The 26,236-nt window shown below is 54.7% G+C and carries 24 protein-coding genes; 10 read left to right on the top strand and 14 right to left on the bottom strand.

Features of this window, described 5'->3' with window-relative positions:
* The first annotated feature begins 179 nt into the window (after positions 1 to 179).
* A complete protein-coding gene (locus OQV00_RS15810) occupies positions 180 to 872 on the top strand; it encodes a CTP synthase C-terminal region-related (seleno)protein (protein WP_064357158.1) in 693 nt (230 codons plus the stop codon).
* A gap of 111 nt (positions 873 to 983) precedes the next feature.
* On the opposite strand, the gene OQV00_RS15805 is transcribed toward OQV00_RS15810, so the two are convergent.
* Complete coding sequence (locus tag OQV00_RS15805; RefSeq protein ID WP_032717253.1) at positions 984 to 2,168, bottom strand: CynX/NimT family MFS transporter; 1,185 nt, start codon at positions 2,166 to 2,168, stop codon at positions 984 to 986.
* A gap of 97 nt (positions 2,169 to 2,265) precedes the next feature.
* On the opposite strand from OQV00_RS15805, the gene OQV00_RS15800 reads away from it, so the two are divergent.
* Positions 2,266 to 3,060 carry an AraC family transcriptional regulator gene (locus tag OQV00_RS15800; protein WP_266280680.1) on the top strand — a complete coding sequence of 265 codons (795 nt, stop codon included), beginning with the start codon at positions 2,266 to 2,268 and terminating at the stop codon, positions 3,058 to 3,060.
* Here the strand turns inward: OQV00_RS15800 and OQV00_RS15795 are convergent.
* Complete coding sequence (locus tag OQV00_RS15795) at positions 3,044 to 3,490, bottom strand: DUF441 domain-containing protein (protein ID WP_266278960.1); 447 nt, start codon at positions 3,488 to 3,490, stop codon at positions 3,044 to 3,046. The two genes, OQV00_RS15800 and OQV00_RS15795, sit on opposite strands and share 17 nt — an antisense overlap.
* A 133-nt stretch (positions 3,491 to 3,623) precedes the next feature.
* Entirely contained in the window at positions 3,624 to 4,124 is a 501-nt protein-coding gene (locus OQV00_RS15790; RefSeq protein ID WP_004860775.1) for a YbaK/prolyl-tRNA synthetase associated domain-containing protein, read from the bottom strand.
* Positions 4,125 to 4,490: 366 nt separating this feature from the next.
* Between OQV00_RS15790 and OQV00_RS15785 the strand changes: the two genes are divergently transcribed.
* On the top strand, positions 4,491 to 5,666 hold the full coding sequence (locus OQV00_RS15785) for a glycosyltransferase family 9 protein (RefSeq protein ID WP_104896262.1): 1,176 nt from the start codon (positions 4,491 to 4,493) through the stop codon (positions 5,664 to 5,666).
* 268 nt (positions 5,667 to 5,934) lie between these two features.
* Positions 5,935 to 6,282, top strand: a complete 348-nt coding sequence (gene yajD / locus OQV00_RS15780) for an HNH nuclease YajD (protein WP_004860781.1) — start codon at positions 5,935 to 5,937, stop codon at positions 6,280 to 6,282.
* Positions 6,283 to 6,467: 185 nt separating this feature from the next.
* Here the strand turns inward: yajD and OQV00_RS15775 are convergent, their stop codons facing one another.
* The 4 genes from OQV00_RS15775 to yeaG all read right to left on the bottom strand — a co-directional run bounded on the left by OQV00_RS15775 (position 6,468) and on the right by yeaG (position 12,331).
* Entirely contained in the window at positions 6,468 to 7,799 is a 1,332-nt protein-coding gene (locus OQV00_RS15775; RefSeq protein ID WP_064357156.1) for a carbohydrate porin, read from the bottom strand.
* Between the two features lie 393 nt (positions 7,800 to 8,192).
* Entirely contained in the window at positions 8,193 to 8,846 is a 654-nt protein-coding gene (locus tag OQV00_RS15770) for a DUF1345 domain-containing protein (RefSeq protein WP_071359322.1), read from the bottom strand.
* A gap of 135 nt (positions 8,847 to 8,981) precedes the next feature.
* Positions 8,982 to 10,265: a YeaH/YhbH family protein gene (locus OQV00_RS15765; RefSeq protein ID WP_004860790.1), complete on the bottom strand. Its 1,284-nt coding sequence runs from the start codon at positions 10,263 to 10,265 to the stop codon at positions 8,982 to 8,984.
* A gap of 131 nt (positions 10,266 to 10,396) precedes the next feature.
* A complete protein-coding gene (yeaG, locus tag OQV00_RS15760) occupies positions 10,397 to 12,331 on the bottom strand; it encodes a protein kinase YeaG (RefSeq protein WP_004860792.1) in 1,935 nt (644 codons plus the stop codon).
* 427 nt (positions 12,332 to 12,758) lie between these two features.
* On the opposite strand from yeaG, the gene OQV00_RS15755 reads away from it, so the two are divergent.
* The 3 genes from OQV00_RS15755 to OQV00_RS15745 all read left to right on the top strand — a co-directional run bounded on the left by OQV00_RS15755 (position 12,759) and on the right by OQV00_RS15745 (position 16,040).
* Positions 12,759 to 13,505: a MipA/OmpV family protein gene (locus OQV00_RS15755; RefSeq protein WP_004860797.1), complete on the top strand. Its 747-nt coding sequence runs from the start codon at positions 12,759 to 12,761 to the stop codon at positions 13,503 to 13,505.
* 124 nt (positions 13,506 to 13,629) lie between these two features.
* Positions 13,630 to 14,484, top strand: a complete 855-nt coding sequence (locus tag OQV00_RS15750) for an aldo/keto reductase (protein WP_086816782.1) — start codon at positions 13,630 to 13,632, stop codon at positions 14,482 to 14,484.
* Between the two features lie 98 nt (positions 14,485 to 14,582).
* A complete protein-coding gene (locus tag OQV00_RS15745; protein WP_032717255.1) occupies positions 14,583 to 16,040 on the top strand; it encodes a DASS family sodium-coupled anion symporter in 1,458 nt (485 codons plus the stop codon).
* An 88-nt stretch (positions 16,041 to 16,128) separates the two neighbouring features.
* Here the strand turns inward: OQV00_RS15745 and OQV00_RS15740 are convergent, their stop codons facing one another.
* Together OQV00_RS15740 and gapA are read right to left on the bottom strand one after the other, a co-directional pair.
* Positions 16,129 to 17,016: a D-hexose-6-phosphate mutarotase gene (locus OQV00_RS15740; RefSeq protein WP_004860802.1), complete on the bottom strand. Its 888-nt coding sequence runs from the start codon at positions 17,014 to 17,016 to the stop codon at positions 16,129 to 16,131.
* Positions 17,017 to 17,103: 87 nt separating this feature from the next.
* Complete coding sequence (gene gapA / locus OQV00_RS15735) at positions 17,104 to 18,099, bottom strand: glyceraldehyde-3-phosphate dehydrogenase (protein WP_004860805.1); 996 nt, start codon at positions 18,097 to 18,099, stop codon at positions 17,104 to 17,106.
* 339 nt (positions 18,100 to 18,438) lie between these two features.
* Here gapA and msrB point away from each other — a divergent pair, with 339 nt between their 5' ends.
* Positions 18,439 to 18,852 carry a peptide-methionine (R)-S-oxide reductase MsrB gene (gene msrB, locus OQV00_RS15730; protein ID WP_004860809.1) on the top strand — a complete coding sequence of 138 codons (414 nt, stop codon included), beginning with the start codon at positions 18,439 to 18,441 and terminating at the stop codon, positions 18,850 to 18,852.
* Between the two features lie 44 nt (positions 18,853 to 18,896).
* A complete protein-coding gene (locus OQV00_RS15725; protein WP_004860812.1) occupies positions 18,897 to 19,175 on the top strand; it encodes a YeaC family protein in 279 nt (92 codons plus the stop codon).
* Between the two features lie 224 nt (positions 19,176 to 19,399).
* On the opposite strand, the gene chiD is transcribed toward OQV00_RS15725, so the two are convergent.
* From chiD to sppA, 4 genes are all read right to left on the bottom strand, one after another.
* On the bottom strand, positions 19,400 to 20,653 hold the full coding sequence (gene chiD, locus OQV00_RS15720) for a chitinase ChiD (RefSeq protein WP_004860814.1): 1,254 nt from the start codon (positions 20,651 to 20,653) through the stop codon (positions 19,400 to 19,402).
* 194 nt (positions 20,654 to 20,847) lie between these two features.
* Positions 20,848 to 21,489 carry a bifunctional nicotinamidase/pyrazinamidase gene (pncA, locus tag OQV00_RS15715; protein WP_004860817.1) on the bottom strand — a complete coding sequence of 214 codons (642 nt, stop codon included), beginning with the start codon at positions 21,487 to 21,489 and terminating at the stop codon, positions 20,848 to 20,850.
* A gap of 9 nt (positions 21,490 to 21,498) precedes the next feature.
* A complete protein-coding gene (ansA, locus tag OQV00_RS15710) occupies positions 21,499 to 22,515 on the bottom strand; it encodes an asparaginase (protein ID WP_032724346.1) in 1,017 nt (338 codons plus the stop codon).
* Positions 22,516 to 22,795: 280 nt separating this feature from the next.
* On the bottom strand, positions 22,796 to 24,649 hold the full coding sequence (gene sppA / locus OQV00_RS15705; protein ID WP_004860822.1) for a signal peptide peptidase SppA: 1,854 nt from the start codon (positions 24,647 to 24,649) through the stop codon (positions 22,796 to 22,798).
* 165 nt (positions 24,650 to 24,814) lie between these two features.
* Here sppA and OQV00_RS15700 point away from each other — a divergent pair, with 165 nt between their 5' ends.
* Complete coding sequence (locus OQV00_RS15700) at positions 24,815 to 25,366, top strand: NAD(P)H nitroreductase (protein ID WP_004860825.1); 552 nt, start codon at positions 24,815 to 24,817, stop codon at positions 25,364 to 25,366.
* 55 nt (positions 25,367 to 25,421) lie between these two features.
* Here the strand turns inward: OQV00_RS15700 and phoC are convergent, their stop codons facing one another.
* Complete coding sequence (gene phoC / locus OQV00_RS15695; protein ID WP_004860829.1) at positions 25,422 to 26,168, bottom strand: acid phosphatase PhoC; 747 nt, start codon at positions 26,166 to 26,168, stop codon at positions 25,422 to 25,424.
* Between the last annotated feature and the right edge of the window lie 68 nt (positions 26,169 to 26,236).

Raw genomic sequence — 26,236 nt, 5'->3', positions numbered from 1 at the left:
ATTGTTTCTCTGCGCTATACAATAGCGCCTGCGCGCGGAAATTACCCGCCTACAAAGCAATCCAAAAGCGCGAAGGACCTTCTGGCGCGGTGAAAACAGGGGTTGTGTTCCGCGACGGAGATCGCTAATCTGAGGCTCCTTGTGTTGCCCGAAAATCGCTCTGACATAAGGATCCTGCTATGAACACCCCCCTGCGTATTGCCCTGGTTGGCGACTACAATCCTGACGTGATTGCCCATAAAGCTATCCCCCTGGCTATCGACGATGCCGCCGCCGTGCTGGAACTGCCCGTGCGCTATGACTGGCTGGCAACTCGTGATATTCACCATGCCGACGCGTTGGTGGATTACGATGCTATCTGGGTGGTGCCCGCCAGCCCGTATGAAAATGCCGAAGGCGCATTTACCGCCATTCGCTACGCGCGCGAAAACAGCGTGCCTTTCCTCGGAACCTGCGGTGGTTTTCAGCACGCGATAATCGAATATGCGCGTAACGTGATGGGCTGGCAGGATGCGGCACATGCTGAAACCGATACCGAAGGACGGATGGTGATAGCGCCGCTAAGCTGTTCGCTGGTTGAAAAGTCGGACACCATTGAGCTGCGCGCTCATACCCTGATAGCCCGTGCGTATGGCCGCGATCATATTGAAGAGGGCTACCACTGCAACTATGGTATCGCCGACAGCTTTGCCCGTGAACTTGAGCAGGGAGAGCTGCGGGTAACCGGATGGGATGAAGAGGGGGAGATTCGCGCGGTGGAGCTGGTCACGCATCCGTTTTTTGTGGCGACCTTGTTCCAGCATGAACGTCATGCCCTGGAAGGGCGTCCCGCACCGCTGGTGCAGGCGTTTTTACATGCCGCAAACCAATAAACTCACCGCCGGTTAATCTTCCAGGATTCAGTTCGCATTGCCGGTGCCGCCCCGGACGCGCGGGTGAGCAGGAAAATATTGCCGCCATCGTAATGGCGGCTTATCAAAGCGCTATCCGTTTATCTCCCGGTCGCGACCGGCCAGCGCGCCGAACAGGGCCATAACGACTGAAATCAGCGCCACGGCGAGAAGCGGGATCTGCCAGTCGCCGTTGGCATCATGAATTTTCCCCATGAGCGGTGGTCCGCAGGCGGCCAGCAGATATCCGATGGTCTGCGCCATCCCCGACAAAGCCGCTGCCTGATGCGCAGAGTTTGCGCGCAGGCCGATAAACGTCAACCCCAGAATCATGGTTGCCCCCGAACCGAAACCAAAGATTAGCGTCCAGACTACCGCCTGTCCCGGCCAGAACCACAGTCCGCAGGCGCTGATGGCGCACATCAGCGCCACAATGATCGCGATGGCGCGCTGGTCTTTAAGGCGATGAAGAATCAGCGGAATTGCCAGCCCGGGGGCGGCGGTGGCCAGCTGGAGCAAACCATGCAGAGAGCCCGCCTGCGCTTCGCTGTAGCCAAGGCTCTGCAGAATGGCCGGCAGCCAGCCAATAATAACGTAATAGACCAGCGAGTTGATGCCGAGGAACAGGGTGACCTGCCAGGCGAGCGCGGAGCGCCAGATTCCGCGATTGTGCATGGCGCCGGAACCGGTGAGCGGCGCGGTTGCGGTCTTGCGCGTTTGCGGCAACCATACCAGCAGTGCCAGCAGCGGAAAGACCATTAACATCAAGAGTGCGCCGTGCCAGCCGAAACCCGCCAGCGCCAGCGGCACCACCATGGCTGAACCCAGCGCGGCCGCTCCGCCCATAGTGATCGAGTAGGCCCCGGTCATCCTGGCAACATGCTGTGAGAAGTCGCGTTTGATCAGACCCGGCAGCAGAACGTTACCGAGCGCAATTCCGCAGCCGATGATCGCCGTACCGCCGAACAGCAAGGCGGTGGAAGGAAGCGAACGCAGTCCGATACCCAGACAAATAAGGACTAGCGCCACCAGCAGGCTGCGCTCAATGCCCAGCCGGCGACCGACGCCTGCCGCCAGCGGTGATACCAGGCCAAAGGCCAGCAGCGGCAATGTGGTGAGCATCCCGGTTTGTGCGGTGGAGAGACCATAGTCAGCGCGAATGGCGTCGAGCAGCGGGGCTGCGCCGGTAAAAGTCACGCGTAGCGTGGAGGCAATGAATAAAATCCCGGCAATCAGCAGCAGATGACGGCGGCCGGTAGAAGGCAAAACAGAACTCATGGCAATCTCTGACGAGTAAACAGGGCGGCTACAATAGCGCGTTTGCCGATGGTTTAAATCAAGCTAAAATGACAGATTATCGCTAATATCGGACAAAATCATGATAGGACTTGGCCTGGATGGCTACGATCCGGACAGCGGCCATGAATCGGCCCTCGCGTTTCGTATTCAGGTGGTGGAAGACGAGCAGTTCATCCCGCGCCATCAGCACCGCAAAGGCCAGCTGATCCTCGCCTTGCATGGGGCGCTGACCTGCGAGGTGGAGAACGCGATGTGGATGGTGCCGCCGCAGTATGCGGTGTGGGTACCGGGTCAGATGCCCCACAGCAACCGCGCCACGCCGGGGGCGCAAATCAGTTTTCTGTTTATTGAACCGGATGCTGCGCCAATGCCGGCGCACTGTTGTACCTTAAAAATTTCGCCTCTGGTGCGCGAGCTTATCCTGACCCTTGCCGGACGTCACGGGGAGGCGTTTGCCCATCCGACAACGCAACGGCTGGTGCAGGTGCTGTTCGATGAGCTCCCGCGACAGCCGCAGGAACATCTGCAGCTGCCGGTTTCGCCACATCCGAAGATTCGCCAGATGGCGGATTTCATGGCGGTTGATCCGGCCCGCTGGCAGACGCTGGCGCAGTGGGCGGCAGAATTCGCGATGAGCGAACGGAATCTGGCGCGGCTGGTGGTGCGCGAGACCGGACTGAGCTTTCGCCGCTGGCGACACCAGCTGCAGCTGATCCTGGCCCTGCAGATGTTGATTCGCGGGCAAACGGTCCAGCAGACCGCGCAAACGCTGGGATATGACTCGACGACCGCGTTTATTACGATGTTTAAAAAGGGGCTGGGCCAGACGCCAGGGCGCTACCTGGCGAGTCTGGTTACGACTTACCGATAAACAGCGAAATAATGCCGGCGGCGATCAGCGGGCCAACCGGTACGCCGCGGAACAGCGCTACGCCAAGGACCGTGCCGACCAGCAGTCCGGCGACCAGCTGCGGCTGCGAGCCCATCAGCGCCACGCCGCGTCCGCCCAGCCACGAGACGAATACGCCCACGGCAATCGCCAGCAGCGACTTCCAGTTGACGAACGAGTGCAGCAGCGTCGACGGCGGCAGCGTGCCGCTGGCAATGGGAGCCATTACGCCAATGGTCAGAATGATAATACCGATCGTCAGCCCCTGTTTTTCAATCCACGGGAAAAAGATGTTGAGCGGTGTGACGCGAACGATGATTAAAACGAGGATAGAAATAGCCACGGTGGTGTTATGGCTGATAAAACCCAGCGCGGCCAGCCCGAGCAGAATAAACAGGGTTGTATCGAACATGACGGGAGATCCTTGCCAAAATAATAAGCCTGTCTACTCTACGCGTAATAGCGTGAATAGACAGGCTTTTTTTGACCAGTGACCGCGTTTCCAGGCATCTGCACAATTTGGCGTGGCGGTGAGCCATCACCTCTCAGCTTTCGCGGCGAAAGGCGACCAGCTCCGGCCGGGCAATGCGCAGATAATCCTCGGTGTTCAGGATAATGGATTTATCCAGCTGGCCGGCGTTAAAGGCAATCTCAGGGTAGCGATCGAACAGCAGCGGATCGGCAATCAGCCGCAAATCCGGGTGAAAGCTGAACGGTGGGATGGCGCCAAAAACGCAGGCGGTGAGCGTATCGACTTCCGCCGGACTGGCCAGCGATGCCTTGCTGCCGCCGATATGCTGCGCCAGGCGTGACAGGTCCGCCTGTTGGTCGGCGGCGAGGATCGCCAGGACATGCTGGTTCACGCCGTTCCCTTTGACTTTACAGACCAGCGCTTTTGCCCCCTGGCCCAAAGCGGTACCGCGAATTTCCGACACGGCCTCACATTTCCCCACGGCCTCATGTTCCACGACGCGATAGTGGGCCTGGTGCTGTTCAAGCAGCGCGAGCAGCTGACGGTGGGTGTTGCGTTTTTCCGGCATGTTCATCTCACTCTTTCCATCATGACAAAGTCGTCAGCATAATCGTCTTCACACCAGATGAGAACCAACGGAACCTGAGGGGGCATTTTGCTGCTGATTTCTTGCGCGGTGAATGTTCGACCGAGGAGAGAGACAGACGACATGATGCGTAACGATGAATATCTCCGCGAGCGGTGAGGGTCAATTCGTATTTCTCATCGGATTATTCGCATTTAATTCATAATTTAGGCAATTTCTCTTCAATTTATCGCTGGCCAAAGCACCGATCCCAACAAAATGGAAAGAATTTATTAAGCAATAGAACTTTTCTCATTTTATTGAGTCCTTAACAAAATCGATAGTGGTGCGGTTAATTGTGGTTACGAGGATATGATGATGGACAACACAGCGGTGCGGGTATCCCCAAAGAAGTTTAAAAAAATAAGGGAACTTAACAGACGCCGTAATTATTTTACAAAAAGAGTGCGTAACGCCTTACGTGTTTATATTGCAAAAACGCTGTGGGATAGCCCTGCGCGGTCTGAGCTGGATTTATCATCGGCAAAAACGGTGCTGCTGATGCGCAATGAAGGCGCTATCGGGGATGTGGTTGTCGATTCCGCATTGGTTAAGTGCCTTCATCAGTCTGGGTTTATCGTGGATTTCCTGCTGACAAAATCGAATAGCCAGGTGATGCGGTATCATCCGGGCATTCGTCGGATCTATGAGGCTGAGAATGTAGCCTCCGGTGATTTCCTGCGTAAATTTACCCATAATGTTCCTGAGTCCGTTATTAATGAGCTTGCGAATAATAAGTATGACATTGTTATCGATCCCTCTTTATTCGATATGCCCATACACCGGATGCTGTTATTGCGACAAATAAAAGCAAAATCGGTTCTGGGGTTTAATAAATGGGCATCGATTAATCATTATTCAAAATCCTTTGATTTTGATTGTGAAAACTGGCATGTCAGCCAAACCTATACGTTTATCGCCGAGCATCTGAATCTGGATAAAAAACATCTGGAACGCTATGACCTCCATATTCCAGAGGATATTTATCAGCAAACCCGGCAGTATCTGGCGGGGCTTGTCGGGCGAAAAGTCATCATTAATATTTTTGCCGGGCATCCGGACCGCAGTCTGTCGCAGGCGCAGTTGTCATCCCTGATCGGCAAACTGCAGGAGGCTTATCCCGATGTACAGATTATTTTGCTCGATCACCGCAATGAGATCCGACTCCCGCTGCCAGAAAAGGTGAGCATTAACCCCTTCAAAACGCTGCATCACGCCATGGCGCTGATTGCCGAGGCCGATCTGATTATCTCACCGGATACCTCGGTGGTGCATATGGCGGCGGCGTGGAGAAAACCGCTGGTGGCTGTCTATAAAGATGTGCGCATGAACAACCGATTGTGGGCGCCGGGATATGACAACGCGCGGCAGATCATTGTCAAATGCGGCAAGGTCCATCAAATGGAGAATCTGGCCAGTCTGATTATGCGTGAGATTGAAGGCGGCGTGCTGGCAAAAGAGCCCGCGCGGGATTGTCTGAACGATCGATAATCGTCGCTGCCGGTAAAGAGTCAGTCCGGCAGCAGGGCGTCATCCTGTGGCCAGCGATACAAGATCGCTGGCTTTTTTATGCGTCTTTATGCGTCAGATTTCCGCTCAGCCAGCGCGCTAGCAGGAGCGACAAGGGGGATTTGCGCCGCAGGGATTACCCGTCATACGCCATATCCTGTTGCGCTTTCATCAGACCTTCTGTTCCCTTGCGGAGCAGATTGGGGGTACTATCTAACCCATTATCTCTTTGTAACAGGTAACATCTCCAATGGCTCTGATCCCTAAAAACTATGCCCGGCTGGAAAGCGGCTATCGTGAAAAAGCATTAAAAATCTATCCGTGGATATGTGGGCGCTGCTCGCGGGAGTTTGTCTATTCCAACCTGCGTGAATTAACGGTTCACCATATCGATCACGATCATACCAATAATCCGGAAGATGGCAGTAACTGGGAGTTATTGTGTCTGTACTGCCACGATCATGAGCACTCCAAATACACCGAGGCTGACCAGTACGGGACGCGAGTGGTGGCGGGGGAGGATGCGCAAAAAGATGTGGCCGCCGCAACCTATAACCCCTTTGCGGATTTAAAATCGATGCTCAATAAGAAGTCATAAAATCAGCTATCTTCCCTGCGGGTTCAGGGCTGTCTGAGCAGCCCTGCCACGCGCCTCTTTGCGTGGATTCCGATCCGGCTATCTCCGCGACCGTGCTGCCCGGCGTATTCACTCAGACAGAATCCTGCGCCGGTTTGCCGACTGCGGGCAGCTTATGCCAGTCGCCCGCAGCGGACAGTCCATTATTACCAGAAGACGTTAGCCTGAATACCCACAGCCCAGGTGTCGTTGTCGAGACCATTGTTGAAGGACGATTCGCTGGCATCCGTCCAGTTATCCCGGTCGCTATCGTAATGGCTGACGAATACACGCAATTCTGGCTTATCGCGACCGTAGGACAGCGCCTGCGCAAGGGTGTATTTTGCCCCGCTGCGATCGTAGTCAGTCCCGTTAACCGTTTTCTTGTCGTCGAAATAACCCATTTCAAGGTAAGTCCGGGTGTAATCAGACCAGTGATAGGTCACTTTCGCGCTGACGGACGCCGTTGACGCATCGCCTTTATCACCATTCCACAGCTCAACATCGTTGGCGGCAGCATAGTTCAGCGCATGGCTGACATCCCAGTCCGCGGCAACCGGGATAGTGCCGTAGTTACGCAGTGCCCAACCTTCACCCTCTTTAACCGTGCCATTGAGCGTGTCCGCAGCACCAAAGGTCACGCCTTGCAGGGCGGAGCCTTTGCCATAATACTGAATAACCGTATTGTTAACGCCTTTGTCGAAGATCTGCTGCTTCAACACCACCATCGCGGTTTGGCCATCGACATAATCGTGGTTGGCTCGCTCTACTTGCTCATCGTTGGCATCTGCGTGCAGGTATTTATAACCCACCGCCAGCGTTGCGCCATCCCACAGAGGCTGGCTGTCATACATCAGTTCAAGTTGATTGGAATCGATCAGCTGCTGGGCGTCCACTTCGCCTTCGGCGAAGGCTGAAAGATCTTCATCAATATCGCGATGTAAGAAGGCGACAGAAAGTTTTCCCTGACCGAGACTCATTTTTTCAATACCGCCGCCGACGTTGGTATGGTTCCAGAAATCGTAGTCGTTAGCGTCAATGCTGTATTTATTATACTGGCGGATACCCGCCCAGGTTGTTTCATCCAGGCCCATAAAATTACGGAACTGGATATTCATGTTTTCCCAGCCAAACTTATTTTCGTGGCTGCTGTTGGTGTCGCCGTCGTACATATTGATCATCGTCTGGATATATACAGACTGGCTTCCTGAACGATATAATTCTTTACCAAAACCAACTTCCGCGTAGGTGTCAAATTCATTACCCAGACGACCGAGTTTATTTTTCTCGAAGCTGCCGCCGGTTGCGTCTTTCATCGAACCACCGCCGTCACTGGCCCCCATGCCTGAACGGAAATACCCATAAAAATCAATGCCAGCCAAGGTGTCGGTGGCGGTGACGGTTTTGGATGGGGCATCTGTTTTATCATCTGCTAATACGGCTGTGGACACCATTGAAAGTGACGACGCAATGGCAAGGGGTAATAAAGATTTTTTCATTAATTAATTCCTGGTGTTTTAAAATATAAGTTCCGTAACAAATTGCACGGGATTTAATTATTAAATCTCAGCCGCGGCTGGTGGCGGTTAAAATGTAAAATATTTTAATTGCTATAAAAGAATATTAATTTTTCAGGCAGCATTGCACGTTCAGGCATAGTGTATGGTGTAACCTCTGGCTCTAAAACAGCACATTTATTTAAAAGTAAATATTGCCCTTGCGGAATATTAAATTGTGGACTAGCGCACAAAAATAAGCGTTTTAAACGGCAATGCTGACCCTAAGGAACCGGTCGGGAGAAGGAGGGGCGGGGGGAAGGGCAACCTTCGTCGCGTCATGTTGGAACGACAGCCGGCTTTCTTGCTGCGCCAGTTGAAACGGATTCGGAGAGACTAATTCAGCAGACCTGCGCCGACGTTGACCGACAGACCCAGTATTGCGAGATTGAACACGAAGGAGATAACCGATTGTAGCAGCGTGATTTGCCGGATCCCGGTTGTCCCGGTGGCCACATCGGCGGTTTGTGCGGCCACCGCAATCGTAAACGCGTAGTACAGGAAATCCCAGTATCCAGGCTCCTCCGGCTTTTCAGGAAATATCATCGGGGTGACCTCCTGCGTCCGATGCAGATAGTGCTGATGGGCATAGTGCATAGCGAAAGAGCTGGGCACGAGGGCCCAGGAGACAATGAGGGTTGTCACCGTCAACAGGAGATGGACCACGCGCGGCGTGCCGGAGAGCTCTTTCAACGCATTGAGTTCGCTTAAAATGGCGACGATGCTGGCCGCACAGGCCACAATGACTATCGTTAGCACGAGCATCGCGCTTTGGTCCTGTAACCGGGCAATGCGCTGAATGCCCGATACATCAGTAATCAACATGCGGATCCAGATAAAAATCAGATAAGGCCATGCCAGCGTATTCCAGCCGATCAGCACTCTTTGCAAGGTCCCGAGCTGTGTCGGAAGCAAGAAAAAACAGACAACGCCCAGAACGATTGAAATCAGCAGGGGCAGACGAACGTAGAGGTGGGCGGTCAGACGCATAGTGGCAGTCGCTTCCAGTCAGGCACTGATTGAGGCTTATTCAGACGTCATTATTTGAATTGAAGCGCAAAAACTCAACGGCCAGCCTTCAAGGAAAACAGTCAGGATCTTAATGTAACTGACTGTTTTTATTGGCTAGTTTCTGGCCTCGGAACCCTGCTTGTGGAACAGTTCGCGGAACACCGGATAGATATCCTCCTGATCGCGAATGTGCTGCATCGCAAAGTTCTCAAAGGTTTCCTGCAGATGCTCATATTCGCGCCACAGCGTCTGGTGCGCGCGGCGGGTTATTTCTATATAGCTGTAGTAACGCACCACCGGCAGAATATTTTTAGCCAGCAGTTCATGGCACAACGGTGAATCATCCGCCCAGTTGTCGCCGTCCGAGGCCTGCGCGGCATAGATATTCCATTGCGACGGATCGTACCGTGCTTTAACAACCTCATCCATGAGCTTCAGGGCGCTCGAGACGATAGTGCCGCCGGTTTCCTGGGAGTAGAAAAACTCGTGCTCGTCCACCTCTTTGGCCTGCGTATGGTGGCGAATATAGACGACCTCAACGTTCTTATAGGTCCGGCTGAGGAACAGATACAGCAGGATATAAAATCGTTTGGCCATATCCTTGGTGACCTGATCCATCGAACCCGAGACATCCATAAGACAGAACATAACCGCCTGACTGGACGGCTCCGGGCGTTTTTCGTAATTCTTATAGCGCAGGTCAAAGGTATCGATAAAAGGCACGCGTTCGATTTTTGCCCGCAGCTCGGCGATTTCCCGACGTAAACGCTCCTCTTCCAGCAGCTGCGCCGGTTCGCTTTTGGCTATGGTGTCCAGATCCTCCTCAAGCGCCCGTAGTTCGCGACGCTTGCCCGCCGTCATCGCCGTACGTCGCGCCAGCGAGTTTTGCAGGGATCGCACCACGCTGATATTGGCCGGCACGCCGTTGGCGGTAAAGCCAGCCCGGTGAGTTTTAAATTCGGTGAGCTGGCGCTGCTGGTTTTTCTTCAGGTTCGGTAGGGCGAGATCCTCAAACAGCAGATCCAGATACTCATCTTTCGATATTTGAAAGACAAAACCATCCTGGCCTTCGCCGTCGGCGCTGGCCTGCCCTTGACCGCTCCCGCCACCGCCGCCGCCGCCCTGAGGACGCTCGATGCGGTCATTCTGTACAAAGTGGTCGTTTCCCGGATGGACGCGGTTACGCAGCCCCCCGCGTCCCTGATGAAACATCGGTTCGTTGATATCATCCGTCGGGATAGAAACGGATTCTCCGCTGTCAATATCCGTCACTGAACGCTTATTGATCGCCTCGGAGATGGACTGTTTAATCTGCGCCTTATAACGGCGCAAAAAGCGCTGGCGATTCACCGCACTTTTATTCTTTCCGTTCAGGCGCCGGTCTATGAACCAGGTCATATGCCCTCCTGTGCTGCAATTGCCAACCTTACGCTGCGACGGAAATGCCGGATGGCGCTGAGCTTACCCGGCCTACAGGTCGCTGTTTTTGTAGGCCCGGCAGGCAACGCACTGCCGGGCAATTTCCGTTATCAGGATGATTTACGTACGCGCAGGTACCATTCGCACAGCAGACGGACCTGCTTACGGGTATAGCCTTTCTCCATCATACGATCGACAAAATCGTCGTGTTTTTTCTGCTCGTCGGTTGAGGTTTTGGCGTTAAACGAAATCACCGGCAGCAGCTCTTCGGTATTGGAGAACATTTTCTTCTCAATCACCGTGCGCAGTTTTTCGTAGCTGGTCCAGTTCGGGTTCCGTCCGTTGATATTAGCCCTGGCGCGCAGGACGAAGTTGACTATCTCATTACGGAAGTCTTTCGGGTTGCTGATCCCGGCCGGCTTCTCAATTTTCTCCAGCTCCGCATTCAACGACTCACGGTCAAACAGTTGGCCGGTGTCCGGATCGCGGTACTCCTGATCCTGAATCCAGAAGTCCGCATAGGTGACATAGCGGTCAAAGATGTTCTGCCCGTATTCGGAGTAGGACTCAAGATAGGCGGTCTGAATCTCTTTACCGATAAACTCGGCATATTTCGGGATCAGATAGCCTTTGAGGAACTCCAGATAACGTTCCGACTGCTCTTGCGGGAACTGCTCGCGCTCGATTTGCTGTTCCAGGACGTAGAACAGATGGACCGGGTTCGCGGCGACCTCGGCGTGGTCAAAGTTAAACACGCGCGACAATATTTTGAAGGCGAAGCGGGTGGACAGACCGTTCATCCCTTCGTCGACGCCGGCGTAATCGCGGTACTCCTGATAGGATTTCGCTTTCGGGTCGGTGTCTTTCAGGCTTTCACCGTCGTACACGCGCATTTTGGAGTAAATGCTCGAGTTTTCCGGCTCTTTCAGCCGCGACAGTATGGAGAAGCGCGACAGCGTCTCCAGGGTCCCCGGGGCGCACGGCGCGTGGGTCAGCTCACTGTTGTTAAGCAGTTTTTCGTAGATACGCATCTCTTCGGAGATACGCAGGCAATAAGGCACCTTGACGATATACACGCGGTCGAGGAAAGCCTCGTTGTTTTTGTTATTACGGAAGGTCACCCATTCGGATTCGTTGGAGTGGGCGAGAATAATACCGTTAAACGGCAGGGCCGAAATTCCCTCGGTTCCGTTATAGTTGCCTTCCTGCGTGGCGGTCAGCAGCGGATGCAGCACCTTGATAGGCGCTTTAAACATCTCGACGAACTCCATAATCCCCTGGTTGGCGCGGCACAGGGCGCCGGAGTAGCCGTAGGCGTCCGGATCGTTCTGGGCATAATGCTCCAGTTTACGAATATCCACTTTACCGACCAGCGCGGAGATATCCTGGTTATTCTCATCACCCGGTTCTGTCTTGGCGATGGCAATTTGCTCAAGGATAGAGGGCCACACTTTGATCACGCGGAATTTGGTGATGTCGCCACCGAACTCGTGCAGACGTTTTGCCGCCCACGGCGACATGATGGTGCCGAGATAACGGGTAGGCACGCCATACTCTTTATCGAGAATCTGCGCGTCTTCCTGCGGGTTAAACAGGCACAGCGGATGATCGTTGACCGGGCTACGTTCACCATTGGCGCTCAGTATATAGATAGGTACACGCTGCATTAAGGATTTCAGACGTTCAGCCAGCGACGATTTACCCCCGCCCACCGGGCCCAGCAGATACAGAATCTGTTTCTTCTCTTCCAGACCTTGTGCGGCGTGTTTCAGGTAAGAGACGATCTGCTCGATGGCATCTTCCATGCCGTAAAACTCTTCAAATGCCGGATAGCGTGCGACAACCCGGTTTGAAAAGAGACGGGACAGCCGGGGTTCCAGGGCCGTGTCGACCATGACTGGCTCACCAATGGCCATCAGCAGCCGTTCTGCCGCGTTGGCATAAGCACTGCGATCTTGCCGGCAGATGGTAAGAAACTCCTGCAGTGTGAACTCTTCGTCCTTGGCAGCTTCATAACGCTGGCGATAGTGATCGAATATATTCATGGCATGCCGTCCTTTCGTTTTTAGCACAAGTTGAGAGCCGTTCATATGAATAGTGGGAGCTCCCGGAAGAGGTAAACTGCGCGACGTTCATCGATTCTCCAGCAACCCTTATGCCAGGTTGACGAAGCGACACAGACAACGTGCGCCAAAATCACTTCTTCTAAATTAAAGCGTAGATGCATTTAGAAAACTTGCATGCCGGCAAAAATCAATTTCAATGACATATCAATAACTCATCCGGAAAAAAGGCGCTTTTTCGCACGTCTTGCCAGGCCGCGTCATGGGGCTGTCATCCGGCTGCAAGTTTATGGTCATCTGTTGATGAGAAATTGAATGGTTTATGTAATGACGGGTAAAGAATTTGAGGCATGAGGCCTACGACGGTAAACTGCCCCGGCGTATTAATTGACAAACGGGAATATGGATTGTGAATAAGATCAAACCTCTGGCACTCAGCGTGTGCCTTGCGGCCTCTGTTTCGGCTGCCCACGCGGAAGGGAAATTTACGTTAGGGGCCGGCGTGGGTATCGTCGAGAACCCTTATAAACAATACGATGCCGATGTTTTCCCCGTCCCGGCAATTAGCTATGAGAGCGACAGCTTTTGGTTTCACGGCCTCGGTGGCGGCTACTATTTGTGGAATGACAACACCGATAAGCTGTCCGTGACCGCCTACTGGTCGCCGATGTACTTCAAGCCGGGCGACAGCGATAGTGAGCAAATGCGCAAGCTGGATCGCCGTAAAACCACCATGATGGCCGGGCTCTCTTATGTCCACAACACGCAGTACGGCTTCTTGCGTACGACGCTTGCGGGCGACACGCTGGGTAACAGCAACGGTATCACCTGGGATACGGCCTGGCTTTATCGCTATACCAACGGCAACCTGACCTTGACGCCGGGGATTGGCCTCGAGTGGAACAGCGATAACCAGAACGAATACTACTACGGCGTTTCTCAGCATGAGTCCAATCGTAGCGGCATGCGTAGCTACGACCCGGATAGCAGCTGGAACCCGTACCTTGAGCTGTCGGCTAACTATCGTTTCCTCGGCGACTGGAGCGTGTATGGCGTGGCGCGTTACACCCACCTGTCTAATGAAATCACCGACAGTCCGATGGTCGACAAATCCTGGAGCGGTCTGATCTCCACGGGGATTACCTACACCTTCTGATCGCACACGATAGCGTTCGTTGAGCAGACGATCGTGCACCATAACGAAGAAATTCGTGCATCAAAACAGGGCGTCACGCCCTGTTTTGCATTACGGTGGTGCAACGGCATAACCGGAGGAGGCGATGATGGAAAAAACAGTATCTTTTGGCGATCGTGCGGCGGTTCCTGCTATCGGGCAGGGAACCTGGTATATGGGTGAAGACAGGGCCCGACGTACGCAGGAGGTGGCTGCACTACGAGCGGGCGTGGAACGCGGGCTGACGGTCATCGACACCGCCGAAATGTATGCACATGGCGGGGCGGAAGAGGTGGTGGGAGAGGCGATTCGCGGCCTGCGGGATCGCGTCGTACTGGTCTCTAAAGTCTATCCGTGGCATGCGGGTGGACAGCAGATGATGGATGCCTGCGAGGCCAGCCTGCGCCGTCTGGGGACCGATTACCTCGATATGTACCTGCTGCACTGGGCCGGCGAGTTTTCCTTTGCGCAAACCGTTGAGGGCATGGAGAGGCTGGTGGCGCAGGGAAAAATTCGCCGTTGGGGCGTATCGAATCTCGATACTGCCGCGATGCAGACGCTGTGGCAGGTTGCCGGGGGCCAACGGTGCGCGACCAATCAGGTACTGTACCACCTGGCGTCGCGGGGCATTGAACATGACCTGCTGGCGTGGTGTCAGCAACGGTCGCTGCCGGTGATGGCCTACAGCCCGTTGGCTCAGGCCGGACGTCTGCGCGATGGACTTTTAAATCACAGCGTTGTGAAAAATATTGCTGAAGACCGAGGGGTGAGCGCGGCCCAAATTCTGCTGGCCTGGGTCATCAGTCATCCGGGCGTTATGGCTATCCCGAAAGCGGCAAGCGTAGAGCATGTTACGCAAAATGCCGCTGCGCTGTCGATAACGCTCACCGTGCAGGAGCTGGCGCGGCTGGATAGTGCTTTTCCCGCGCCGGGCAAAAAAGTCCCGCTCGATATGGTGTAAAGAACAGTTATTCGCCAAAACACTTTGGCGCTTAGTTGATGAACATCAAGGTCCAGTGCTGATTATCTCCTTAAAGATAAAAGAAAAAGGAGATTTACATGACTGAACTTAACAAGCCTCTGGATGTGAAGCTGGCTTTCCCGCTGTGGAAAGCCATTCTCACGATACTCTTCGGCGTTATTATCTGGTTTACTCCGCCGCCTGATGGACTCGCCCTCCACGCATGGCAAATGTTTGCCATTTTTGCCGCCACTATCTTCGCCATCATTCTAAAGGTGCTCCCGATGGGGGCGGTGACGATGATTGCGCTGATCGTCTCTGCGTTTTTGGGCGTGACGCCTCTCTCGCCGGGTAAAAGCGACAAAGTTGCGGCGTTATCCGGGTTTGCTAACGGGACTATCTGGTTGATTGGTATCGCTATGTTCATCTCCCGGGCGGTGATCAAGACCGGGTTGGGCAAACGGGTGGCGCTGTGGTTTATTTCTAAATGCGGTTCCAGCATGTTGGGCGTTGCCTATGGACTGGCGCTGTCAGATGTCGTCCTCGGACCGGGGATCCCTTCGGCATCCGCGAGGGGCGGCGGAATTATGTACCCGATTACGCAGTCCATTGCCACGGCTTACCAGTCAGAACCAGGGGCGACGGCGAGAAAAGCCGGCGCCTTTTTAATGATTTGCGTTTCACAAATCGATGCCATCGTCTGCACGATGTTTTTAACGGCGATGGCGGGTAACCCGCTGGTCGCCGAACTGGCGCGAAGCCAGGGAATAGAGATCACCTGGACGACCTGGTTTGTCGGGGCCATCGCTCCGGGGATTGCCTCACTGATCCTGCTGCCGCTGGTGATTTACGCGATCTATCCGCCGCAGTTGAAGAAAACGCCGGAGATACCCTCGATTGCCCGGGAAGAGCTGCGCAAAATGGGACCGATGTCGCTGGCAGAAAAAATTCTGGCGTTTGATTTTGTCCTGCTGATATTGCTATGGACCGTCGGTGATATTTTCTTTTCGATTCCCGCGACGCTTTCGGCGTTTATTGGACTGATGGTGCTGCTGATCAGCAACATCATGTCGTGGAAGAATATTATCGAAGAAAAAACGGCCTGGGACACCATGTTCTGGTTTGCCGTACTGGTGATGATGGCCAATGCGCTCAATAAGTACGGCATGATTAGCTGGATATCGGAGCGAATTGTCGGCTATGTCGGCCACTTCGAATGGATAACGGTTTTTTTACTGCTTGTCGTGGTTTATTTCTACACCCGCTATTTTTTCGCGTCGGCGATGGCGCATATTTCCGCGATGTATCTGGCATTTCTTGCCGTGGCCGTTTCCGTCGGCGTACCGCCGCTGTTTGCCGCGCTGGTGCTGGGGTATACCTCAAACTTGTCGATGGGGCTTACGCAATACTCCGGGGGCCCGGGGCCAGCGCTGTTTGGCTCGGGATATAATACGACCGGGCAGTGGTGGGGAGTCAGTTTTGTGGTATCGCTGGCCTCGATTGCTATCTGGTTAGTGTTGGGAGGCGCGTGGATGAAACTGGTGGGATTCTGGTAACGGAAAAACACGAGTGTCAGTAAACAAAACAGGGCGTTATCGCCCTGTTTTTAATCCCTCATCTCCCGGCTATCGGGAGTGGAAGGGACTAGCCTCGTTTCACGACGCGGATAGTTTGCGCCAGGCGAGACGGTTTCTCTTCGCTGGTTTTCTGCGTTTCGGTGACGCAGCAGGTTTCGACGCAAACAAAGGTTTTGTACCCGTCATCCGGCATATCGCCCATGCTGACGGAGAGCGCCGGGCCTGGGTTCCAGCCCACGACATTGCTGTGGTGATGGTGGACAACATCGATGTTGCGGTTCAGCGCAGCGTCGTGAATCACGCTACAGGCTTCGGCATTCAGATAGACGCGGTCGGTACGGTCAGGGAAGGTCTCGGTACCGTTGCTTAATACGCCTTCTTCGGCATTCTTCACTTTATCAATATAACGGTCACCCAGACCGCTGACTTTCACTGCCGCAATGTCGCCGACGTTGAAGTAGGTATGCAGTGCGGAGGTGGTTTCAAATTCACCGTGCGCTTCCAGCTCGATCTCGCAGGTTTTACCCAGTTTGAAACGCGCATAGAGCGTAAATTCGTGCGGCCAGTATTTGCGGGTTGCATCGCTACTTTTGAGTTCAAAGGTCAGCATCACGCCGCTTTCATCTTCATCGTGGCCTTTCAGCGCCCACGGCAGGTTACGGGCGAAGCCATGGGACGGTAAACCCTGCTGCGCCGCCGGACCGAACCACGGCCAGCAAACCGGCACGCCGCCGCGCAGGGCGACGCCGTTTTTGAACGGCGTATTGTTGCTGAGCCACAGCACTTCTTCTTCGCCAGCCGGTTTCCAGGAGAGCAGGTGCGCGCCCTGGAAAGCCACGGAGGCTTTAACCTGCGGATGGTCAACAACGATCAGCTCCAGCTCATCAAGCTGGCGGCGGGAGAGGACAGGGGTAAGTTGTTCAACTACCGGGAGAGCAAAAATTTTGTTAATCATGGTGCAATCCTAAAGGTTAGCCGTAAACATGAAGCCATAAAAAAAGGCGACCGAGGTCGCCTTTTTGGATCAATGTCTCATCTCAACTTATTTGGAGATGTGAGCGATCAGGTCCAGAACTTTGTTGGAGTAACCCGTTTCGTTGTCGTACCAGGAAACCAGTTTCACGAAGTTGTCGTTCAGTGCGATACCTGCTTTAGCATCGAACACGGAAGTGCAAACTTCGCCGTTGAAATCGGTAGAAACAACGTCGTCTTCGGTGTAACCCAGAACGCCTTTCATTGCGCCTTCAGAAGCCGCTTTGATTGCTTTCTTGATTTCTTCGTAAGACGCTGCTTTTTCCAGACGAACGGTCAGGTCAACAACGGATACGTTCGGAGTTGGAACGCGGAACGCCATACCGGTCAGTTTGCCGTTCAGTTCTGGCAGTACTTTACCTACTGCTTTAGCAGCACCGGTAGAGGACGGGATGATGTTCTGTGCTGCGCCGCGGCCGCCGCGCCAGTCTTTGTGAGACGGGCCGTCAACGGTTTTCTGAGTCGCGGTGGTCGCGTGAACGGTGGTCATCAGGCCTTCGATGATGCCGAAGTTGTCGTTGATAACTTTAGCCAGCGGAGCCAGGCAGTTGGTGGTGCAGGATGCGTTAGAAACGATGTCCTGGCCTTCGTATTTGTCAAAGTTAGCGCCTTTAACAAACATCGGAGTGTTGTCTTTGGACGGGCCAGTCAGAACGACTTTTTTCGCGCCAGCAGTGATGTGTTTACGAGCGGTTTCGTCAGTCAGGAACAGACCGGTTGCTTCAGCAACAACGTCAACGCCTGCTTCGTTCCACTTCAGGTTAGCCGGATCACGTTCAGCGGTAACACGGATTTTTTTACCGTTAACGATCAGATGACCGTCTTTCACTTCAACGGTACCGTTAAAACGGCCGTGAGTGGAGTCATACTTCAGCATGTATGCCATGTAGTCAGCGTCTAACAGGTCGTTGATTGCAACGATCTCGATGTCAGAACGTTCCTGAGCAGCACGGAAAACAATGCGACCGATACGGCCAAAACCGTTGATACCTACTTTGATAGTCATATATTCCACCAGCTATTTGTTAGTGAATAAAAGGTTGCCTGTAAAATTACAAAAACCTTACGCAGCGTCAAGCGGAATCGTGTCAATCATTGCGACAAATCAATCCTGAGCATACCTTTGCTCGAATGTTTTGCCTCACTCTCCCTTTGAGCCCAATTCCATATTGGGGCCGCGCCCGGAATTTTAAAGGGCGTTAAAGATAAAAATGTGATGTTAGTCACAATTATCTGGGCTGCCTTTTGGCATCGAATAAGTTTAGAACAAAAGTCCACGCTTCATTGTTAATGTTTTGTTAGAATCGAGGCGTAAAGTTGTCCTTTCACAGTGAGAAGCAAGCACATGGCGAATAAACCCTCCTCGGACGAGCTCAAAAAAAATTTGAGCGAGATGCAGTTTTACGTGACGCAGAATCACGGTACTGAGCCGCCGTTCACCGGACGACTGCTCCACAACAAACGGGACGGCGTCTACCACTGCCTGGTGTGCGACGCGCCGCTGTTTCACTCGCAAACGAAGTATGATTCAGGCTGCGGCTGGCCGAGCTTTTACGAGCCGGTGAGCGAGGAGGCGATTCGCTATCTGAACGATTACTCTCACGGTATGCAGCGCACTGAAATTCGCTGCGGAAACTGCGATGCGCATCTGGGACATGTGTTTCCCGATGGACCGCAGCCGACGGGGGAGCGTTTTTGCGTCAATTCGGCCTCATTAAGCTTCAATGACGACGATAATGGCGAGCAGATTAAAGGTTAAAGAAACGATTCAGCAAATTATTCCAGTGCGGAGTTGAGCGGACCATGGAAATCGAGCAAATAATAGACAGTATGACGCCGGAAGTGTATCAGCGCCTGGCGACGGCGGTGGAGCTGGGAAAATGGCCGGATGGTGTGGCCTTAACGCCCGAGCAGAAAGAGAACAGCCTGCAGCTGGTGATGCTCTACCAGGCGCGGCATAACAGCGACGCGCAGCACATGACCATCGACACCAACGGCCAGATGGTGATGAAGAGCAAGCAGCAGCTGAAAGAAGATTTTGGTATCGCGCCCAAGCCGATTGCCACGCTGAAGATGCAGTGACGGGACGGACTGATGCCCGCAGGGGTTAACCCTTGCAGGGCCTGTAGTTGGATTAAGCAGGCCCGGTAATCCTTGCAGGGCCTGTAGTTGGATTAAGCAGGCCCGGTAATCCTTGCAAGGACCTGCGGCTGGATTTAACAGGCCCGGTAAGGCAACGCCGCTACCGGGCAAAGTTGTAGCCTTCGGGTGGGCGCCGCTTATCTCACCCGACGGCCGATCGCCGATTAATGTTTAATCCCAAGCGATGTCGCGAGCTGCTTCGCCAGCTGATTGTGGTCATCGGCGCCATACTCCCAGAACATAGCCCCCGCCAGACCTTTTTGCTTAATGTAATCAGCCTTTATCGCCACCGAACGCGGATTCTCGTATGACAACGCGAACAGCGCTTTGCCGTCCGCCGACTGGATCGACAGCCACGGTACCTTCGCCTCATCATCCCAATGTTCGGTAAAGCGTTTTTGCGGGTCGTTAAGCATTTTGTCGACGATGTCGTTATATTTCACGTACGTGTCTTTCGTCAGATCAAAACCCAGCGATGAAAACAGGGCGATTTGCTGTGGTCCGAACCACGGCTGAGTGACGGGATTTTTTTGCGCATCCGGCTTCGTCCAGTCGATACCCGGCTCAAGGGCGCGTTTTGGCACCCGGCCATAGAAGCCAATCCCCAGGTTCATCTGGCTCGGTTTTAAACCGGCGGCGAGATAGTTATTGACCACAAAATCGGCGCTGTACTTATCCGCAGCCGCGACCGTCGGCCAGCGGGTTGAATCATACAGGTTGGCGTTGAAGTACTGGGTTCCGTAGGCCATGTCGTAGGTCATCAGGTTGATATAGTCGAGCGACGGCGCAATCGCTTTGATATCCACCCAGCTTTTCGGGCTCTCGGCGTTAGCGCCCACGGCGATGGTCACCAGTTTCCTGCTCCCAAAAGCCGCGCGCAGCTCTTTCAGTAAGGCCGTGAAGTTATCGCGATCGGCCGGTTGGCTGGCGACCAGTCCCCAGGCGCCATTGACCGGATACTCCCAGTCGAGATCGATGCCATCCAGACCATACTTTTCAACAATCTCCTGCGCGGACTGAATAAACACCGCCCGGGTTTCCTTCGTCGCCGCTGCGCCGGAGAATCCGCGAGCCCCCCAGCCGCCGACGGAAAGCAGGACTTTCAGGTTCGGGTTCTGCTGGCGCAATGTCGGGATTTTCTGCAGGTCAGCCTGTACTTTCGGCGACAGCCAAATCTGATGCAGCTTGCTGGCATCTTTTAAAGCGTCATTGGTTTCGTCTTTTTCGTCGTTATAGACCAGACCAAACGAGTAGTTGAGATGGGTTATCTGCCGAACGTCCAGCTTATCGATATCGCCGCCGGGACCGGCAGTGACGTCACCGCCGCCGTTAAAGTAGCCGACGGACATCAGGGCGCTGGCGGAGACCACGGAAGCGCAGAGCAGGGGGAATGCTGCCAGTAAAGGCAAAAGCTTCATATCAGATCCTCTTTGACTTAAAAAGTGACATTGAAAAACAAACACGCCACGTAAATGGCGTGGCGAAAAAACAACGCGTTAACACTACCAGCGATAGGGCGTTGAATCTGCGAGTCAGCTCAATTTATAGTCAAAGAGAAACGCGGGGAAATGGCCCGAGGCGGCGGCTTCGGGCACAAGTTCGGGGACAAGGCTTAGGCCTGAGTTTCCAGCCAGTCGTCGAGGGTGTACAGCGTAGCACCCGCGGCGGCCATCTCCATAAAGGCGTGCGCGCTATCCTGCGGCTGGAGGTTGACCCCTCGGCAGCCGTCGGTAATCACGTTGACGGTATAGCCGAGATTCAGCGCATCCAGCACGGTGAATTTGACGCAGTAATCGGTTGCCAGCCCAAGAATGATCAGATCGGTGATCTCGCGTTGGCGTAGCCACTCGTCAAGCCGGGTTTTTTGCCGATGTCCATTGTCAAAAAAGGCGCTGTAGCTATCGATGGCCGGATTTTCCCCTTTATGAAACACCGCGGCAATCGCCTGCTGCTGCAGCAGCGGATGCAGCGCCGCACCTTCGCCGTTCTGCACGCAGTGATCGGGCCAGAACGTTTGCACCAGGCCATCGAGCTGTCCCTGGGTATAAGGTTCGACCTGGTGCTGGCTGGCGAAGCTGCCATGGTTTGCCGGGTGCCAGTCCTGGCTGGCGACGACGGTTTCGCCGCGGGCAAGACAATGGTCGATCAATCGGTTGGCGATATCGATTGTGCTATCACCTTCCGGTACGGCCAGCGCGCCGCCCGCGCAAAAATCATTTTGTAAATCGACCAGCAGTAGTGCGCGATTCGTCATCGGTTCTCCTTACTCATCGGGGGTCAGTTCGCCACGCAGGTTTTCCTGCATCAGGTTGCGGATCTCATCGACGCTCAGGTTCTGACTCAGCAGATAGTGTAGCTTGGTCAACGTGGCCTCAACGGTCATATCAAAACCGCTGATGACGCCCGCCTGGGCGAGGGCGTTACCGGTGGCATACCCGCCCATATTGACCTTGCCGGACATGCACTGGGTCAGGTTGATGACCACGATCCCGCGCTGACTGGCTTCCGCCAGAACCTGAATGAACTCGCCATTTTGCGGGGCGTTGCCGACGCCATAGGAGCGCAGAATCAACGCTTTCACCGGCTGACGCAGGAAATTACGTACCACATCGGCAGAAATGCCCGGATAGATCGTAACGACGCCAATGGGTTGTGGCGTGATGGGATGCACAATCAGCTCGCCGATACCCTGTGGGGCTGGCGGTGTACCGAGGCGACGAATGTGGATCCCGGCTTCCAGTAAAGGCGCCAGATTGGGGGAGGCGAAGGCATCGAAACCATCGGCATGGGCTTTGGTCGTGCGGTTGCCGCGATAGAGACGATTATTGAAGAACAGCGCCACTTCATTAATCGGGTAATTAGCGGCAACGTACAGGGCATTCAGCAAATTGATCTGCCCGTCGGAGCGCAGTTCGGCCAACGGGATTTGTGACCCTGTCACAATGACCGGTTTGCCCAGATGCTCCAGCATGAACGACAGCGCTGAGGCGGTAAAGGCCATGGTGTCAGTACCGTGGAGGATAACAAAGCCGTCGTACTCGTCGTAATGCGCGCGGATGTCGTCGGCGATGTGCTGCCAGTCCTCCGGCGTCATATCGGAAGAGTCCATCAGCGGTTCATATTCATGAATCGTAAAGTCCGGCATCTCCGGACGGTGGAACTCAGGCATCAGCGCCAGCTGACGCTGCAGGTGGCCGGAAACGGGGATATAACCGTGTTCTGAGCGCTGCATACCGATGGTCCCACCGGTGTAGGCAACGTAAATCGATTTCTTTTGCATATCATCGCTTAGGTTGTACGTAGACAGGCGCAGTATAAGGTGACCGCTAAAAAAATACAGCGCAATCCCCGTCATACTTCACGTTGCAGGTGCGTTGGCCGCGCGTGTTTACCCCGGTCACATAGCGGACTATGCTCCCGGGGATGCGCCCGCTTGCCGCCTGCCTGGAACTCGAATTATTTAGGGGATACCCGTCATACATCAGGTTGCAGGTGCGTTGGCCGCGTAGTGTTCCCCCGACAACATTGAGTTGTCGGGGGAACTGGGCTGCATGAAGGAATTAGCGGATATTGGCGCAGGTTAAGCAGAATGCGTAGCGGTTCTGCGGATCGTTGAACGCGGCGAGCTTATCGCTCTCAGCCTTGACGGCATTGGCCGCGGCGGCAACCGGCGCCGGCAGCCAGGCCTGCAGTGCCGCTGGCAGCGACGCGCGGACCGAACCGGTCAGGTTATCGATCACCATCGAGAAGAACGTCGGCTCTTCCTGATAGTAGTTGATGTGCCACTGTTTCAGCTTCGCCAGCTCCGCGGCTTTTGCCACCGCGTCATCAAAGTCGCCCAGGCTATCGACCAGCCCGTTGGCTTTCGCATCTTCACCGGTCCAGACATGGCCCTGGGCAATCTGGTCGATTTTCTCCGGCGTACTGTTACGCGCGTTGGCCACCAGCGTGATAAAACGTTTGTAGCCGTTTTCGATGCTCAGCTGCATCAGCTGCTGAACTTCAGGCGGCAGCGATTTGGTGGTTGATACGTCCGCCAGCGCCGACGTCGCCACGCCATCGGTATGGACGCCGATCGAATCCAGCGTATTTTCGACGGTGTTAATGACGCCGAAGATGCCAATCGAACCGGTGAGGGTGCTTGGGTTGGCGACGATATAATTGGCCGGCGTGGAGATCCAGTAGCCGCCGGAAGCGGCCATGCCGCCCATGGAAACCACCACCGGTTTACCCGCGGCTTTTGCTGCCGCCAGCTCTTCACGAATCACTTCCGAGGCGCTGACGCTGCCGCCCGGGCTGTTGACCCGCAGAACAATCGCTTTCACCTTCGGATCGAGGCGGGCATCGCGAATCTGCGCGGCGGTGGTGTCTCCCCCGACGTTACCCGGCGTCTCTTCGCCGTCCATGATCGCGCCGTTAGCGAAGATCACCGCAATGGTGGCGCCCTGCTCGGACGGCGTTTTCACGCTGTAATCGTAATAGCTGATGGCGCGATAGTTATTATCCGCTTTGCTCCAGCCGAACTGTTTAGTCAGCGCCTTCTCCACGTCGGTGGCGGTGCCCAGCTCATCAACCAGCTTGTTGTTCAGCGCGTACTGCGCCGTATCGCCATCCACTTTACGCAGACCATCAATCAGCCCCTGAGCGCCAGGGAACAGCTGCTGAGCCGTGATTTGGCGGTTAGCGGCGATGGTATTGAGGTAGTTTTGCCACAGCTCGCCAATCCAACGGCTGTCGGCTTCCCGGGCGGCAGGCGACATATCGTCGCGAATAAACGGCTCGACCGCCGATTTATAGGTCCCGACGCGGAAAACGTGGGTGGAGACTTTCAGCTTGTCGAGCAGCGATTTGTAATACAGGCCGTTGGTGGCAAAACCGTGCAGATCGACATCACCCTGCGGCGAAAGCCAGATTTTATTGGCGAAGCTGGCCAGATAATACTGCCCCTGGCTGTAGCTGCTCCCCACGGCATACACCGGTTTGCCGCTATCGCGAAATTCGCGCAGCGCCTTACCGATATACTGCATCGAAGGCTGATCGCCGCCGGCAAAATTTTTCAGATCCAGCACGATACCGGTGATATTGCGGTCATCTTTCGCCTGGCGAATAGTCTGTACGATATCAAACAGCGAGTTTTCCTGGAGACGATCGGAACTGGCCCCAAAGAGCTGACGACCGATCACGCCGAGTTTGCTGCTGGCGGACGGTTTATCGACCACCACGCCGGTTATATCCATCAGCAGCGCGCCGCGAGCGGTATGTTCCGTGGTGGTGCTGCTGAACTGTGCCCAGATACCGACACAAACCAGAACCAGCAACAGGAAAACCAGGTTCAGTGCGAGCTGGCGAATAAAGTTGAGTACCCGCCATGTCCATTTAAAAAATCCGGCGAGCAGCCGCCAAAGAGTTCGCATGTATTCTCCCTAACATTGTTAAAAATGGGCTAACCGCATGAGTTGCCGCGTCTGGTTATCCTAAAGAGACGGCTGGCGGTTGTCAGCAGGAATCACCGGTCGTGCTGTAACAAAATTCCTGCGCATGTTAATTTTATGAAAAATGACATCACAGGAGTCACATAGATGGATGCTCTCGAACTATTGATAAACCGCCGCAGCGCTTCTCGTCTTGCCGAGCCGGCGCCGACCGGTGAACAACTGGAAAACATTCTCCGTGCCGGACTGCGCGCCCCGGATCACGGGACGCTGCAACCCTGGCGTTTCTTTATTATTTCTGATGAAGGCCGTGAACGCTTCAGTCAACTGCTGGAGAAAGGGGCGATTGAGGCCGGGCAGGATGACAAAGGCATTGAAAAGGCCCGCAGTGCACCGTTCCGCGCCCCGCTGATTATCACCGTCGTCGCTCGCTGCGAAGATCACCCGAAGGTGCCGAAATGGGAGCAGGAAATGTCGGCCGGCTGCGCGGTGATGGCCATGCAGATGGCGGCGCTGGCGCAAGGCTTTAACGGTATCTGGCGCAGCGGTGCATTGACCGAAAGCCCGATCGTCCGTGAAGGTTTTGCCTGCCGCGAGCAGGATAAAATCGTCGGTTTTCTCTATCTGGGAACGCCGCAGCTTAAAGCCTCAACCACCGTTTCTCTGCCGGACACCGCGCCGTTTGTGGTCCGTTTCTGAGCAACATCGCGTAAGCATAGCCCGGCAGGCGTGAACCGCCGGGCTGTCGCGTCGACTATTTCTGCTGTTTCGCAAACTCGTCTTTGGCTTTTTGCAGCTGCTGCTGGAAGGCCGGATTGGTATGCAGGGTGGCAACCACCGCTGAGCCGACAATCCGCGCGGCGTCAACATCGCTCTGCCAGTGGTAACCGCAGATCACCCGACTTTCACCGAGCTCATAGCCGCGTTTGAGAATCTCATTCTGGCGCTGCGGGTTGATTTCAGCCAGCACCAGGGCGGTAGCCCAGCCGATAGAGGTGTGTCCGGAAGGGTAGGAGCCGTTTTTCGACAGCTTATCCTGTTCGGTGGTATTGCAGGTGGACACGCCGTAGAAGGCAAACGGACGAATACGCATATACTTCTCTTTCGCGCCCCGGGTCGCCAGATCGCCCGCGTCTTCAATCATATTGGTGAGCAGCTTGTGGAGCGCCGGGGCGTCTTTTTCGGTGATCGGAGAGCCGAATGCCGCGGAGAAGGCGTTGGCCACGCCACCCGCGCTCAGGTTGGCATCCTCTGCTGCCAGCTTGCCGCGGGCGGTGGCGCGCAGCAGACGGCCTTTCTCATACATCGCCTGATCGTTTAAAAACGCAATGCTGCCCACTTCCGGCGGCGGCGGGAGCAGCGCCAGGCTGTCAATGGCCTGGGCATTTTTCAGATAGTAGAGATCGGGCTTAGTGGTGGCATCATTCCCGGCGGGAACCAGCGCAAAGGCGCTAACCGAAAAGAGACTGGCAAAGCAAAGGGCGAGTACACGCTTTTTCATCAGGATATCCTTATTGTGGTGGAGAGGAACAATGGCGCGAAACTGACGCAAAGTTAACGAACCATTGT

Origin of the sequence: Klebsiella sp. DY2415 (assembly GCF_026314315.1) — a bacterium.
In the GTDB taxonomy this organism is placed as follows: Bacteria; Pseudomonadota; Gammaproteobacteria; order Enterobacterales; family Enterobacteriaceae; genus Klebsiella; species Klebsiella ornithinolytica.
The sequence above is the reverse complement of the archived record's forward strand: the minus strand, read 5'-3'. Positions and strand labels throughout refer to the sequence as shown.